Origin of the sequence: Streptomyces sp. CA-106110 (assembly GCF_050936285.1) — a bacterium.
In the GTDB taxonomy this organism is placed as follows: Bacteria; Actinomycetota; Actinomycetes; order Streptomycetales; family Streptomycetaceae; genus Streptomyces.
Genome location: NZ_JBNJNB010000001.1, coordinates 10,803,134 through 10,817,010 on the forward strand (window position 1 = coordinate 10,803,134; position 13,877 = coordinate 10,817,010).

Sequence of the window (13,877 nt, forward strand, 5' to 3'; positions counted from 1 at the left end):
CCTTGCTGATCGTGCCTGATGTGGTCCTAGAGAAACCCCATCATCGCAGGTCACAAGGCACTTCTTCGTTCCCCGAGAAACCGTCCACAGGCATCAAGCCGGTGGATCCGGGCTGAGCTGTCCGCATGGACGGCTGGTTCTGATCGTCCGCGCTGCCGATCAACCCTCAGCGGCAAACGGTTGAGTTTCGAAGTCACCGGGCAGCGGGGCTGTGTTCGGGTTTTCTCGTCTCTACCGTGGTGGTGGAGGAGGGGTGGCGGATGGGCTCGCTGTTCGAGGAGTTGGAATCGCGCGAGGCAGCCGCCCGGCTTCGGGTGGAGGAGCTGGAAGCCGAGGTCGCCGAGCTGTCGGGGAAGCTGGAGTCGGCCAGGGCGGGGCTGGAGCGTCTCCGGATCACGCGGGAGACAGTCGCTGAAGTGCTGGCGGAGATGACGCCGGAGAAGCCGGCTGTCGCGATCGATGCCGACCGGCCGACCGCGGGTGAGCCGGTGGTGTCGGCGTATGCGGGGGCGGAGCGGCACGTCATCGGGGTGCTGACGGTGCCGAACTGGCAGCCGGGGATGGGGGCGGAGGTCCTGCCGGGGGTGTATCGGGACATCGTGGAGGTGGTGGCGGATGCGCCGGGGCCGGTCCGTGCCAAGCAGATCGTGCCGAGGATCGGGCTGCCGGCCGAGACGGGGAAGATCGAGGGCACGCGATCGAAGTTGAAGCGACTGGTGGAGCGTGGCTGGCTGGACGAGGATGTCCCCGGCCTGTTCACTTCGGCCCGCCGCCGCAGTGGTGTTTCGCCCAACTCCCGTTAACAGCAGGGCTCTTCCGCGCCTACATTCGAAGGTGCGACCCAATCGATGCTGGACGGGAAGAGCCCTGGAGATGACACCGTACGACACTCATGCCATCGCTGACCCCTTTGCCGACTCCTTCAGCGCCTTCGAGACGCTGACCACCATGCTGTCGGGCAGCGATGCGGGCACGTGGACCCACACTGAACTGGAGCAATACCTCGACGCGGCCGGGCGGGAACTGCTTCGCCTGTTGCTGCAGGACCATCTTGACCTGCGCGCGGTGCGGGAGGAGGAACAAGTTCGTTCCGGTGCCGGCCCGGTCGTGGTGGGGCCGGAAGGCCGGGTGCGGCCCTGGCGGGAGACGGGACACTCACACTGGCTGGCCAGCGTGTTCGGGATGGTCCGGGTTACTCGGGTCGCCCACCGGGGCCGGGGTGTGGGCAATGTCCATCCCGCTGACGCTGTGCTGTCGCTACCGGCGGGCCGGCACTCGACGGGATTACGGCGGCTCGCGGTAACCGAGGCCGTCCAGGGCTCGTTCGACCAGGCCCACCAGGCGGTCGAGCGCCGCTGCGGGAACGTGCTCGGCAAGCGCAGGCTGGAAGAACTCGTGGTCGCCGCCGCGGTCGACGTCGGCGGCTTCTACCGGACCGTGATCCCAGTGCCGTGCAGCCGGGAGATGCCGCTGGTGGTCCAGGTTGACGGCAAGGGCGTGGTCATGCGCCCGGAGGCCCTGCGCGAGGCCACCCGCCGGGCCGCCGAGAAAGCCGCTGCCGGCCATCGTGGCCGGCTCGCGCCGGGCGAGAAGCCGAACCGGAAGCGGATGGCGACCGTGGCCTGCGTCTTCGACACCCGTCCGGCGCCCAGGCGCCCGCACGATGTGATCCACCCGCCCGGCGGCCGCAGCGGCGAGCGTCCCGTCCGTCCGGGGCCGAGGGCGGAGAACAAGTGGTGCACCGCCTCGCTGGTCCGCCCGCCCGAGCAGGTCATCGCTGACGTCTTCGACCAGGCCGAGGCCCGCGACCCGAAGCACCTGCGGCCGTGGGTCGTCCTGGTCGACGGCGCCCGCCACCAGCTCGACCTGCATGCCGACAGCACTGGCCCCGACGCAACCGCCCCGGGGCCAGAACCGCACCATTTTCAGTGATCTTCCAGTCGTCCAGCGCCATCGGCCGCCTGGTGCCCGACGATGTCATCGGACTTGTCCGCCACAACAAACACATGCCCTCGGACCGAGCGCTGCCTTGAGCCGAGCAGAGGAGACGTCCGCTGCCCGGCGCGTCGGGATCTAGTGCGACCTTAGCATTGGTCGTGGGTGTGGAGGGGCTTCCCGGCCAGGGCCAGGTAGGCCTCGCCCAGGGCCTCGTTCTGCGTCGGGTATGCGTGGATGAGCCGAGCGACCTCGGCCGGCAGCGCCTCCCAGTTGTAGATCAGCTGGGCCTCGCCGACCTGCTCGCTCATGCGGTCTCCGACCATATGGACACCGACCACGGGACCGTCCTTGATCTGGACGAGCTTGATCTCGCCCAAGGCATTCAGGATCATGCTCTTGCCGTTGGCCTCCAGGTTGTACTTGAGAACGACGACCTTGTCCGCGCCGTAGATCCCCTTGGCCTTGGCCTCGGTGATGCCGACGGAGGCGACCTCCGGGTGGCAGTAGGTCACCCGCGGGACACCGTCGTAGTCGATCGGAACGACCTTCAGGCCGGCCAGACGCTCCGCCACCAGGATGCCCTCGGCGAAGCCGACGTGAGCGAGCTGGAGGGTCGGGACCAGGTCGCCGATTGCCGAGATGGTCGGGACGTTCGTCCGCATGTACTCGTCGACCAGGACGTAGCCCCGGTGGTCCATCGCGACACCCTGCTCCTCGTAGCCGAGACCCTGGGAGACCGGACCGCGGCCGACGGCGACGAGGAGGACCTCCGCCTCGAACTCCTTGCCGTCGGCGAGGATGACCTTGACGCCGTCCTGGGTGTACTCGGCCTCGGAGAAGAAAGTGCCGAGGTTGAACTTGATGCCGCGCTTGCGGAACGCGCGCTCGAGAAGCTCGGAGGAGTCCTCGTCCTCGACCGGGACGAGGTGCTTGAGGCCCTCGACGACCGTGACGTCCGCGCCGAAGGACTTCCACGCGGAGGCGAACTCGACGCCGATGACACCGCCTCCCAGGATGATCGCGGACTTCGGCACGCGGTCCAGGACGAGGGCGTGGTCGGAGGAGATGATGCGGTTGCCGTCGATCTCGAGGCCCGGCAGGGACTTCGGCACGGAGCCGGTCGCCAGCAGCACGTGGCGACCCCGGATCCGCCGGCCGTTCACGTCGACGGAGGTCGGGGAGGACAGTCGGCCCTCACCCTCGATGTAAGTGATGTCTCGTGCCTTGACCAGGCCCGTCAGCCCCTTGCACAGGCCGTCGACCGTCTCGTCCTTGTAACGCAACACCGCGGGCATGTCCATGCCCTCGAACGTGGCCCTCACGCCGACGAGCTGTGCGTCGCGGGCCCGGTCGGCGATCTCGGCAGCGTGGAGCAGGGCCTTGGCAGGGATACATCCGTTGTGCAGACAGGTGCCGCCCAGCTTGTGCCGCTCGATCATCGCGGTGCGCAGTCCCAGCTGGGCCGCGCGCAGAGCGGCGGCGTATCCACCGCTGCCGCCCCCCAGGACAACGAGGTCGAAGTCCTCGGAAACGTCGGTCATGCGGTTCCTTCCGGTTGTGGTGTTGGTTCTTGGACAGCAGGTCGCAGCCGTCGTGTGGAGGTCGCCTCGGCGAAGCGGGCGCGTCGCTGCTGCATGTTCGGGTATGGCGTCACCGCAGGCCGGGTCGGGCTGTCGCGGGTTGCCGGCGGTTTCCCGGACGGCGGCGCCGACGGCGGCGCAGCAGGGCGGAGAACCCGTGCTCACGCATCGGACTCCGAGCTGGAGGAGTCCGCCGACTTTCCGTGCCGTTGGGGATGAACCCGCACATGCTCTCCTCCGTCCTGTCCGTCCTGTGGCCTGGGGGGATAGTGGCACCCGCAGTTGCATGAAAGACCGGCCGGCGTCGACTCCGCGTCTACTCCGTATCGTGGTCCGCAAGATGTTCCGGCTCCGGGGATGGGTGGGATGCGGAAGCCGGGCGTGATCCGGCGCTGCTGCCCTGTCAGGATTGTGTACGCCGGGTAGATGCCGAGGATGCACCCGTCGCGCGCCTTTCAGGTATTCAGGAGTACTGGAAACCACACTCGGGAAGGCGTGGGCCGGCGAACTGGCGCGCAGGGGGAGGTTCGTGGGCGAGCCGATCGAAAGGTTCCGCCCCTGCCTGAGCCCGAGAGCGCGGCCGTCCGTGCCGCACAGAGCACGCACCGGGCGAGACCGACCACCTGGCTCCGCCACGACATGCATGGAGCAGCTATGCACCTCCGCGATGCGGCGGCCTACAGCCATCTGGCCGCCGCGGACCCCGTCCTTGCGCAGCTGATCGCGCGGGTCGGCCGGCCCAACCCGTTCACCTGGACCGAGCGCGATGACCTGTCGTCGACGAACTTCGAGGTCAGGGCCCTGCACATCGCGGGCCGGCAGATCTCCACCGCGGCGGCCATGACCATCTACTGTCGCGTGTCAGACGCCGCGGGCGGCGCGGAGGGGGTTATCGACCAGGAGGGCATGGTGGGCGTCGGCGACGCCGCATCACTCGCTCCCCTCACCACGGTGCGCCGCGTCGCCCTGTGGTCTGCTCAGACTTACGCCGCGGCCCGGCAGTGGGCCTTTCCCGCCGTGCTTCCGCGGTCTGCGCAAGGGACCGCCGTCTCTCCGCGGTCTGCGCAACGGGCCGCAGTCTCTCCGCGGTCTGCGCAACGGGCCGCAGTCTCTCCGCGGTCTGCGCAAGGGACCGGCGCAATGGGGCCCGGGGAGCGGGAGGAGGCACGATGAGGCGGCGGTCGTACGCTGCTGGGAGAGGCGTTCGAGGGGAGCAGGAACGGAGCATCCGCTGGGAAGGGGCAGTCGGAGGGCGCGGCCCGCGGAAGTGCGCCCGCATGGGTGCGGGGCGGCCCACGGCCGACCGACTGCCGCCGGCCCCTGAGCCATCCGACGGCGGGCTAGTCCGATGAGCCTGCCTCCAAGCCCCGTAAAGCTCTCCGGCCGGACGGAACGCGGACGCAGCGCCCGCTCGCCGCTCTATGCCTTCCTCCACACCGAGACGGGCAGCGCCGTCGTCCTCCTGGCGGCCACTCTCACCGCACTGGCATGGGCGAACACGGCGCCGTCGGGCTACACCTCGTTCTGGAGCACGCGGATCTCGGTGCAGGCCGCCTCCCACATCGCGTCGCTTCCGCTCCGCGATCTGGTCAACAGCGGTCTCATGGCACTGTTCTTCTTCGTGGTCGGACTGGAAGCCCGGCGCGAGTTCGACATGGGCGAGCTGCGGGAACGCAGGCGTCTCACCCTGCCCCTCGCCGCCGGCGTCAGCGGCATGCTCACCCCCATCGCCATCTACCTGGCATTCAACGCCGGCCACCCGTCGGTGCACGGGTGGGGGGCGGCAATGTCGACGGACACCGCCTTTGCCCTGGGCATGCTGGCCACCCTCGGCCGGCGCATGCCACCCGGGCTGCGGATCTTCATCCTGACGATCGCGGTCACCGACGACCTCCTCGCGCTGGCCGTCATCGCCGGCGCCTACAGCAGCCGCATCGAGGCCGTACCGCTCCTCACGGCTCTGGCCGTCTTCGCCGCCGTGCTCCTCGTGCGCGTCCTCGGTGTGCGCCGGGCTGCCGTCTACGGGCTCCTCGCCGCCGTCGCCTGGGTCGCCCTGGCACAGTCGGGGGTGGACCCCGTCATCATCGGACTCGCCATGGGCCTGCTGACCTACGCCGCCCCGGCCTCGCGGGGCGACCTTGAGCGTGCGAGCGGGCTGTTCCAGCTCTTCCGTGAGCAGCCGACCCCGGAGCTGGCGCATTCCGCGCGCGAGGGCCTCGCCTCCGCCGTCTCCCCCAACGAGCGCATGCAGCGGCTGTTCCACCCGTGGACCAGTTACGTGATCGTGCCGCTCTTCGCCCTGGCCAACGCCGGGATCCCGGTCGACGCCGACCTCCTTCGCCGGGCCGCCACCTCCCCGGTCACGTTGGGCATCTTCTTCGGATACGTGCTCGGCAAGCCTCTTGGCATCCTGGGCGCCTCTGCGGCGACGGCCTGGCTGAGCCGGGGCCGCCTGCGCCCTTCGGCGGGCTGGGGCGCCGTAGCCGCAGGAGGGACGCTCACGGGCGTCGGATTCACCGTCTCGCTGCTCATCGCGGCGCGCGCCTTCCATGGCGCTCAACTCGATTTGGCGAAGGCAGGCGTGCTGGGCGCCGTCGTCGTCTCGTTCACACTCGCCTGGGCGGTCAACGGGGCCATCGGGCTCCTCCCGCAGACGGCACGGCTCAGGGCCCGAATCGGGACGGCGGAGCGCATCGTGGACCTGGCGGTCGACGTCGACCCCGCCCGTGACCACGTGCGGGGGCCCCGCCCGGCGACGGTGACGGTGCTCGAGTACGGCGACTACGAATGCACGTATTGCGGCCAGGCCGAGCCCGTCATCCGCGAGCTGCTGGGAGGACACGACGACGTGCGCTACGTCTGGCGTCACCTGCCCCTCGTGGACGTCCACGTGCACGCCCAGATCGCGGCCGAAGCGGCTGAAGCGGCCGCAGCGCAGGGTCGCTACTGGCAGATGCACGATCTGCTCCTTGCCCACCAGGGCTCCCTGCGGCCGGACGACCTGAGCCGCTACGCGGCCGAGATCGGACTGGACGCCGGGCGCTTCGAGCACGACCTGCGTGCCCGGGCGGGGGCGGCGCGCGTGGCAGAGGATGTGGAGTCCGCGGACCTCAGCGGCGTGGCAGGGACGCCCACGTTCTTCGTCAACGGGCTCCGGCACCACGGCGCCTATGACATCGCCAGCCTGTCCGCCGCCGTGCGCGACGCCCGTGAGCGGGCCCACGCGGGCGGCCGTCGTGCGGGCGTCGATACGAGGTAGACAGCCCGTCCACACGGTGGTGGTCAGGGCTTGCAGAGATTCAACGTGTTGCTTCCCGCCCCGGGGCTGGTTGCATCGTGGCGCTCCGTGCAGAGAGGCAGAAGACCCAGCGCGGGCGGCGATCGTACCGATTGGGTCGGTGCAGGTTGCCGGTGCGGCGTCCGGAGTCGCGCGGGACGGGTGCCAGGCCGACGTGGGCGGCCGGGCGGCCCACGTCGCGGGTACCGGCTCGCTGGGTCCGGTTCGGGACCGCCCTTCAGGGCCCAGGCGTGAGAACCGCCGATCACCGCCCTCGACCGGCCCAGCAGGTCGGCGGCATGCAACTCGGGCAGCAGCGGCTCTTGCGGGCGCAGCCGGCTGCGGTGGGAGGGCGACGAAGCACGGGTGAGATCGCGACATTGTTGGTAAGACGGCGCCTTGGATCGACGCGAATCAGACGGACGATGACGCAAGAATGGAAAGGCACCGCTCGATGCAAGACGTGGCACCAGTGATCAACCGGCCTCGCCAGGGCAGAACGCTCCGGCTGGCATTCTCATCTGCGGTGGTCTCCCTGGTGGCCTCGTTTGCCGCGTTGGTCACGCCGATCCCCCTGTTCAACACCTATCGGGCTGAGGATGGGTTCACCAACGCCGATATCGCGCTGGCCGTCGTCGCCAACTCCGTCGGCACCATCGCCGCGCTGTTGGTGCTGGGACGACTGTCCAATCATCTGGGCCGACGGCTCACCGCGATCGCCAGCCTCGGCCTGCTTCTGCTGGGCTGTCTGCTGCTGCTGAACGTGCACGACATCGACATTCTGCTGGCCGGCCGGCTCCTGATGGGCGTCGGTACGGGGTTGGCCAGCAGCAGCCTCACCTCCTACATCGTCGACGCCGCGCCTAGCAGGCCGGCCTGGTTGGCCTCTGTCGCGTCCAGCCAAGGACCCATGCTCGGCCTCTCCCTCGGCGCCATCGCCTCCGGCGCCCTGGTCCAGTTCGGCCCTTGGCCACGCCACCTCATCTACCTGGTTTCCGCCGGTCTCCTCGTACTGTCTGCCGCACTCATCGTCATCAGCCCGGAGACCGCGAAGCCGACGCCTGGCGCTTGGCGATCACTGGTACCCCGGATCGGCGTACCGGCCCGGGTCAGGCATCTGCTCCCTGTCGCGGCCGCGGTGTTCGTGGCTACCTGGACGACCGGGGCTTTCTACCAGGCCTTCATGCCTGCGCTCGTCGAAGATCAACTCCACACCCACAGCTCACTCGTCCTCGGACTGGTGTTCGCCGCCTATATGGCCCCCAGCGTTCTCGGCGCTCCCCTCGGCGGCCGGTTCACATCCGCGGCGGCCCAACGCATCGGCATGGCCATCTTCCTGGCCGGATGGATCGGCATCATCACAGCGATCGACGTAGGCACACTGGCGTTGTTCATCGCCGCAACGATCGTCGCAGGCGCCGGTCAAGGCATCGCCATCAGTGCCGCCACCCGCGGCCTGCTGTACGGCAGCACCCTGGCCGACCGGGCACCGATCTTCAGTGCGATCTACCTCCTCTGCTACGTCGGCGCCGCCGTCCTCAGCTTCGTCTCCGGGCAACTCTCGAACACCTTCTCGCTACCGCAGATCGCCCTCGGGTACGGGTCACTCGCCCTTGTTGCCACGGTGATCAGTGTCCTCGCTGCACGCAACCCGCATACGGACCTGACCAGCCAACATGGTGAGTAGGCATGACGAACCTCACCGTCAGAGCATTGCCGACGTGCCGTCCCCTCAGTCCGACGGAACGGCTCCCGAGGACTCGGTGGGGAAGCACGGCGGCATGGCGTCACGTACACGCCGCCACTAGATGCGGCCAGTGCCCCTGGCGTGCACGAGGGGATCACGGACTTGTCTGCTGGTATGCGGACAACGTCGGTACAGCCGCCCACCGTGGGCGGCTGTACCGACGCCGATTCCGCTGCTCTTGTTCGTGGCCTTTCGCGTCTCGGGCGAGTGGCTGTTGTCGTTCCGATCTTGAGAGGTGCCGGTCGAACGGGAGTCTCGATAGCCACCAGATCGACACCGGCACCGAACACCAGCGCCTGTCCGCGCTGGAGATCCAGCTCGACCTCTGCATGGGCCCGCTCCGGCAGCGCCGATATGACTCGAGGCCCCTCACGACCCCGGCTCGGCCTAGGTGCGCCCTGCCTCCCACTGTCTGTCCCGACCCGAACCAGCCCGTTTCACCTTCTCTGCTCACCACCCCGGCTCCGGCCGAGAATCGGACGATCCCCGTGTTCCAGCGCATCCTGGTTGCCATCGACGCCAGTTCCAACCGCCACCAGGCCCTCGGTCTGGCCAAGGACATGGCCTCCCTGACGGGGGGCCGTGTGCAGATCCTGCACGTCCTCGCCTCCACCGTCGCCTTCGACACCCTGGTCCGCCTCGAGGACAGCCCCGAGGCGCACGCTGTCCTCGACGAGGCCGTCGCGACTTTCCACAATGCCGGCATCGAGGCCGACGGAGAGCTCGTCCCCGGCCTGACGGAGGAGGTCCCGGATGCCATCTCCACCGCCGCCGAGCAATTCAACGCCGACCTCCTCGTCCTCAGCCCCCACCACCGCAGTTCGCTGGTCGCCTTCTTCGACCGGCGCGTCAGCGATGCTGTCGCCCACACCAGCCGGATCGCCGTGCTCCTTGCGCCCGAGGCGCCGACGGGCGAGCTGAACTGAACCTGAGCCCGGCGTGAACACCCAACCCACTCTTGCGAGCTGACTGATGCGCACTGTGGCCGCTGTCCGCGTTGCCCCGAACAGCGGCCACCGCGTCATCGACACCGCCGAAGCCCACTGCCGTAGGGGATGCCCGCGGTACATCTCCGCTGCCCCGGCGATCCGCCGCCGGACCAGGTATGCCAACCTCCTGTCCTCCTCCGGAGGCACTCGGTGGTGCCGTTCAGGGCGCCGAGGAGGACCATGCGGCTGCTCGTGTCTGCGGCGACGGCCTTGCCGACATGTTCCGCGGCTTCGTTGCGTTCGGTCCGCGGGTGGTGAAGGAGGTCGGCGACGTTCACACGGCCGGCTCGAGAAAGTGCGCCAGGCCGAGCGGTGCGCGGTGAGCCTGAGCGCCATGTTGGCGGTCGCCGCCCAGTAGCCTCGGGACGCGACGTTCTCGGGTCGTCGGTCGTACTCGCATACCAGATGCCGGTCGGGTATCAACGTGCCGTTGACCTGCTGGACCACCCAGCGCTTCGGCCGCGACGCGAACCCTTTCCCCTTGTCCTCGGGCCCGGCACCGAACAGGAGGCGTACCCAGCACTCAACCACACGAGCGTGTAGTGCTGCGCGTCCCCCGTTCCAGTCACCGAGCAGCCGCCCCCTTCCACCGTGGTGCGGTCTTTGGCGAGGGAGAGTCGCTCCACCTCCAGCCCGAGGACCCAGGCGAGCAGCGCGTGTGCCGCTTCGTGAACCGCGCTCGATCGCCTCAAGACGTCGTAAGGCATTTTTGCCGTGCACCACATTTGGTGCGGCTCTGCAGGGCGCGATGCATCCAACAGTTCTGGGTGGGCAGTGAGGAACGGGGTGTGCGTCTGGATGTGCAGGGAATCGGACTGCGCGGCCGTCAGCGCCTGCGCATTTGCAGGTTCTTCGCTCGTCATGACGTTCATTCTCCCAACGGACTGGTGCGCCCAACGCGGTGGGAAGCGATCTGCAACAACTCGGGAAGTGGTCTTTGTACACGTGCGTATCGCTCCAGGCCCGGTGGTTTCGTCGGTGCACCGAAGGCTGCCCTTGCCGAATACCTCATCCGTGCAGGTGGGAGTGGGTTTCCCGGGGTGCCGGCCGGGACAGCCCGAGTCGATGCTCTCGCACGCTGACGGTGAGCGCGGCATGATGATCGGCCGTGTTGCTGAGACTGGCGTACCTGTGTGTGACGAACGCGTTCGCGCTGCTGAGGCTGCTGCCGATGAGCGACCGAGAGAAGGATGTTGAGATCCTGGCTCTCCGTCATCAGATTGCGGTGTTGGAGCGGCAACTGAGTGGGCAGCGGGTGCGGTTCCACTCCAGCGACCGGGCTCTTCTGGCGGCGCTGCTGCATGGCCTGCCGCGGGAGGCCCTGCGCCGGATGCGGCTGCTGGTCCGACCCGATACGGTGCTGCGCTGGCACCGGGGCCTACTCGCCCGACGCCACGCTGCCCAGTCGAGACCGAGGCGCGGGGGTCGGCCGCGCACCGTGCACTCGATCCGAGCTTTGGTGCTGCGCCTGGCCAGGGAGAACCCGAATTGGGGGTACCGTCGCCTGCACGGTGAGCTGCTGGTGCTCGGCGTGAAGGTGGCAGCCTCCACGGTCTGGGAGATTTTGAAGGAGGCCGGGATCGATCCGGCGCCGGAGCGGGCCTGCAGCACCTGGGCAGCTTTCCTGCATTCTCAGGCGGACGCGCTCCTGGCATGCGACTTCTTCGAGACCGTCACCTTGTCCGGGGCACGCTTGTACGTGTTCGCCGTGATCGAGCATGCGAGCCGGCGGATTCGGATCCTGGGCGCGACCGCGCATCCGACCGCATCCTGGGTGGTCCAGGGTGCGAAGAATCTTGTGATGGACCTTGAGGACGCTGGCTGCCGGGCACGCTACTTGATCAGGGACCGGGACGGGAAGTTCCCTCAGCTGTTCGATGCGGTCCTCCAGGATGCGGGCATCGAGGTCGTGCTCAGCGGCGTCCGGATGCCGCGCATGAACTCGATCATGGAGCGGTGGGTGCAGACCTGTCGGCGAGAGCTGCTGGACCGCACCCTGATCTGGGACCAGCGCCATCTCCTGCATGTCTTACGCGAGTTCGAGAACTTCTACAACGAGCACAGGCCGCATCAAGGCCTCGCGAACGCCCGGCCCCTCCAGCCGCTGCCCGCTCCGATCGAGGATCCGGCGCGGATCGCCCGCCTCGACATCCAACGACACACGCGACTCGGCGGCATCCTCCACGAGTACGCGCATGCGGCCTGAGCAGCATGGATGAGGTATTCGGCAAGCACAACGTCCTGCTGGTCGAGGACCAGGGGGCTGGTGTGATTGAGTGCGGCCAGCAGGTGGATTTTGCGGCCGGCCCTGGCGGCACCGCAGGTTGAGAATACCAACACGCCGCCTGAGCAGGCCGGATGATTGATCGGCACCCGCAGAGATGTATGCCGCGATATGGCTTACTCGTGGTCGTACAGCAAACGCGTCACCCGTTGGGTCCCTTGCTGAGCAGACTGGTTGACCTGGGGCGGTACCTACAGGCCTCACCCCTTGACAGCGCCCTCGCCGACTCCCTTGAAGAAGAAGCGCTGGACGCAGATGAAGAGCACCAGGATCGGCACCAGCGCGATCATCGCGCCTGCGGCGACGGTGCGTGGGTCGACGGAGAAAGTGCTCTGCAGATAGGACAGTCCGACGGTCAGGGTCAGCTTGTCGGGACTCTGCAGGACGAGAAGGGGCCACAGGAAGTCGTCCCAGGCGCCGATGAAGGACAGCAGCGCCACCACGGTGATGGTGCCCTTGACCGCGGGAAGTCCGATGTAGCGCAGCCGCTGCCAGACGTTGGCGCCGTCGACCACGGCTGCCTGGTCGATCTCCACGGGAATGGCCTGGAACGCGTTGCGCATCAACAGCACGTTGAGCGTGGCGATGGCGGCTGGTAGGGCGACACCGATCAGGGTGTTCCCCAGTCCCAGGCTGGTGATCGTCTGGAACTGCGAGATGATCGTCACCTCGCCGGGCAGGACCAGGGCCGCCACGAACAGGCCGACGACAAGCTTGCGTCCGCGGAACTCCAGTCGGGCCAGGGCGAAGCCGGCCATGGAGGATCCGATGATGTTGCCCGCCACATTGATGAAGGCGACGATCAGCGAGTTCTCCGCGAAGCGCCAGACGGGGATGGTCTGGGCGACCTTGCTGTAGTTGTGCAGGGTGGGGTACTGCGGCAGGAAGTGAGGGGTGGCGGTGTAGACGTCCTCGGCCACGCCCTTCAGCGACGTCGACAGTTCCCACAGCAGTGGGCCGACGCTGATGACCAGCACGATCATGAGCATGATGTAGCGGGCGGCGAGTCCGGCAGGGCTGGGCTGCGCGAAGCCGCGGTAGCGCCGGAGGCGGCGCCGGGCCGGCTCAGGTGCACGCCGGTCACCGGAGGTCGGTGCCGGACCGGTGCGTCGAGCGGACAGCATGGTCATGCGTCTGCCTTCCTGTTCAGGCGTGCCAGCACGAGCATCGGCACGATCGTGACCACGAACAGCAGGACGCTCAGCGCGGAGGCGTAGCCGATCCGACCGGTGGTGCCGCCTGCAGCATTCTGAATGAGCATCACCAGGGACACGTCCTGGCCTCCCACGCCGCCCGAGGGTCCCCCGAGGATGTACAGCTCAGTGAAGATCCTCAGCGCCGAGACCGCGACTAGGACTGCGACCAGGAGCATGGTCCGCCGCACACCGGGGACGGTGACGGAGAAGAACCGGCGGACGGCGCCGGCGCCGTCGACGGCTGCCGCTTCATGTAGATCGCGGCTGACATTGCCTAGCGCCGACAGGTAAATGATCATGTAGTAGCCCAGGCCCTTCCACACCGTCAGGGAGATGCTGCTGAAGAGCAGCAGCCATCGTCCTGTCAGGAACGGGATGGCCTGGTGGGTGAGGTGGATCTGCTGTGCCAGACCGTTGACCACCCCGCGTTCGTCCAGCAGCCACTGCCAGATGACGGCGACCACCACTGCCGACGCGACGACCGGGAAGTAGAAGAGCGTGCGGAAGAAGGAGATGAAGGGCAGGTTGCGCTCCACCAGCAGGGCCATCAGCAGGGGCAACACGGTCAGCAGGGGCACGCATATGGCCATGTAGAGCACGCTGTTGAGCAGGGCGTCCCGTACCTGCGGATCGTGCAGGATGACGTCATAGTTGTGGAGACCGACGAACTGGCCGCCGGTGAGGAGCCGTACGTTGGTGAAGGACAGGACCCCGGTGTTCACCGCAGGCCAGAGGCTGAACGTGATCAGCCATGCCAGCGCGGGGAGGATCAGCAGCCAGGGTGTGTACCAGCGATGGAATCGCATGAGGGGATCCTGTCTTGATGGCGGGGCGACGCCCGGCGCGCCGCCCCGCTTTGGTCGGGT

At 68.1% G+C, this 13,877-nt stretch carries 10 protein-coding genes and 2 pseudogenes; 7 read left to right on the forward strand and 5 right to left on the reverse strand.

The genetic code is table 11. The features are described 5' to 3' along the window. Positions 1-260 precede the first annotated feature (260 nt). Together ACQEXA_RS49790 and ACQEXA_RS49795 are read left to right on the forward strand one after the other, a co-directional pair. Positions 261-803 carry a hypothetical protein gene (locus ACQEXA_RS49790; RefSeq protein ID WP_432923563.1) on the forward strand — a complete coding sequence of 181 codons (543 nt, stop codon included), beginning with the start codon at positions 261-263 and terminating at the stop codon, positions 801-803. Between the two features lie 70 nt (positions 804-873). Beyond that, a pseudogene (locus tag ACQEXA_RS49795) lies at positions 874-1,881 on the forward strand (ISKra4 family transposase); the annotation flags it as partial. A 203-nt stretch (positions 1,882-2,084) separates the two neighbouring features. Here the strand turns inward: ACQEXA_RS49795 and lpdA are convergent. Continuing rightward, positions 2,085-3,479, reverse strand: coding sequence for a dihydrolipoyl dehydrogenase (gene lpdA / locus ACQEXA_RS49800; RefSeq protein ID WP_432923561.1), 1,395 nt, complete (start codon positions 3,477-3,479; stop codon positions 2,085-2,087). Between the two features lie 693 nt (positions 3,480-4,172). Here lpdA and ACQEXA_RS49805 point away from each other — a divergent pair. Next, positions 4,173-4,691, forward strand: a complete 519-nt coding sequence (locus ACQEXA_RS49805; RefSeq protein ID WP_433133195.1) for a hypothetical protein — start codon at positions 4,173-4,175, stop codon at positions 4,689-4,691. A gap of 175 nt (positions 4,692-4,866) precedes the next feature. After that, positions 4,867-6,777, forward strand: a complete 1,911-nt coding sequence (locus ACQEXA_RS49810) for a Na+/H+ antiporter NhaA (protein WP_432923557.1) — start codon at positions 4,867-4,869, stop codon at positions 6,775-6,777. A gap of 55 nt (positions 6,778-6,832) precedes the next feature. On the opposite strand, the pseudogene ACQEXA_RS49815 reads toward ACQEXA_RS49810, so the two are convergent. Beyond that, positions 6,833-6,988 (reverse strand): annotated as a pseudogene (locus tag ACQEXA_RS49815) (transposase); the annotation flags it as partial. 333 nt (positions 6,989-7,321) lie between these two features. On the opposite strand from ACQEXA_RS49815, the gene ACQEXA_RS49820 reads away from it, so the two are divergent. Then, positions 7,322-8,482 carry an MFS transporter gene (locus ACQEXA_RS49820; RefSeq protein ID WP_432923555.1) on the forward strand — a complete coding sequence of 387 codons (1,161 nt, stop codon included), beginning with the start codon at positions 7,322-7,324 and terminating at the stop codon, positions 8,480-8,482. Positions 8,483-9,030: 548 nt separating this feature from the next. Next, entirely contained in the window at positions 9,031-9,468 is a 438-nt protein-coding gene (locus ACQEXA_RS49825) for a universal stress protein (protein ID WP_359411664.1), read from the forward strand. Between the two features lie 482 nt (positions 9,469-9,950). Here ACQEXA_RS49825 and ACQEXA_RS49830 read toward each other — a convergent pair whose 3' ends face one another. Further along, positions 9,951-10,628: a M50 family metallopeptidase gene (locus ACQEXA_RS49830; RefSeq protein WP_433133196.1), complete on the reverse strand. Its 678-nt coding sequence runs from the start codon at positions 10,626-10,628 to the stop codon at positions 9,951-9,953. 11 nt (positions 10,629-10,639) lie between these two features. Between ACQEXA_RS49830 and ACQEXA_RS49835 the strand changes: the two genes are divergently transcribed. Further along, positions 10,640-11,737 (forward strand): integrase core domain-containing protein, encoded by a 1,098-nt coding sequence (locus tag ACQEXA_RS49835; protein ID WP_433133198.1) that lies wholly within the window; start codon positions 10,640-10,642, stop codon positions 11,735-11,737. 278 nt (positions 11,738-12,015) lie between these two features. Here ACQEXA_RS49835 and ACQEXA_RS49840 read toward each other — a convergent pair whose 3' ends face one another. Together ACQEXA_RS49840 and ACQEXA_RS49845 are read right to left on the reverse strand one after the other, a co-directional pair. Next, positions 12,016-12,939, reverse strand: a complete 924-nt coding sequence (locus ACQEXA_RS49840; RefSeq protein ID WP_432938873.1) for a carbohydrate ABC transporter permease — start codon at positions 12,937-12,939, stop codon at positions 12,016-12,018. Positions 12,940-12,941: 2 nt separating this feature from the next. Further along, the gene (locus tag ACQEXA_RS49845) at positions 12,942-13,817 is read right to left on the reverse strand and encodes a carbohydrate ABC transporter permease (RefSeq protein WP_432923550.1); all 876 of its coding nucleotides are present in this window, start codon (positions 13,815-13,817) and stop codon (positions 12,942-12,944) included. Positions 13,818-13,877 lie beyond the last annotated feature (60 nt).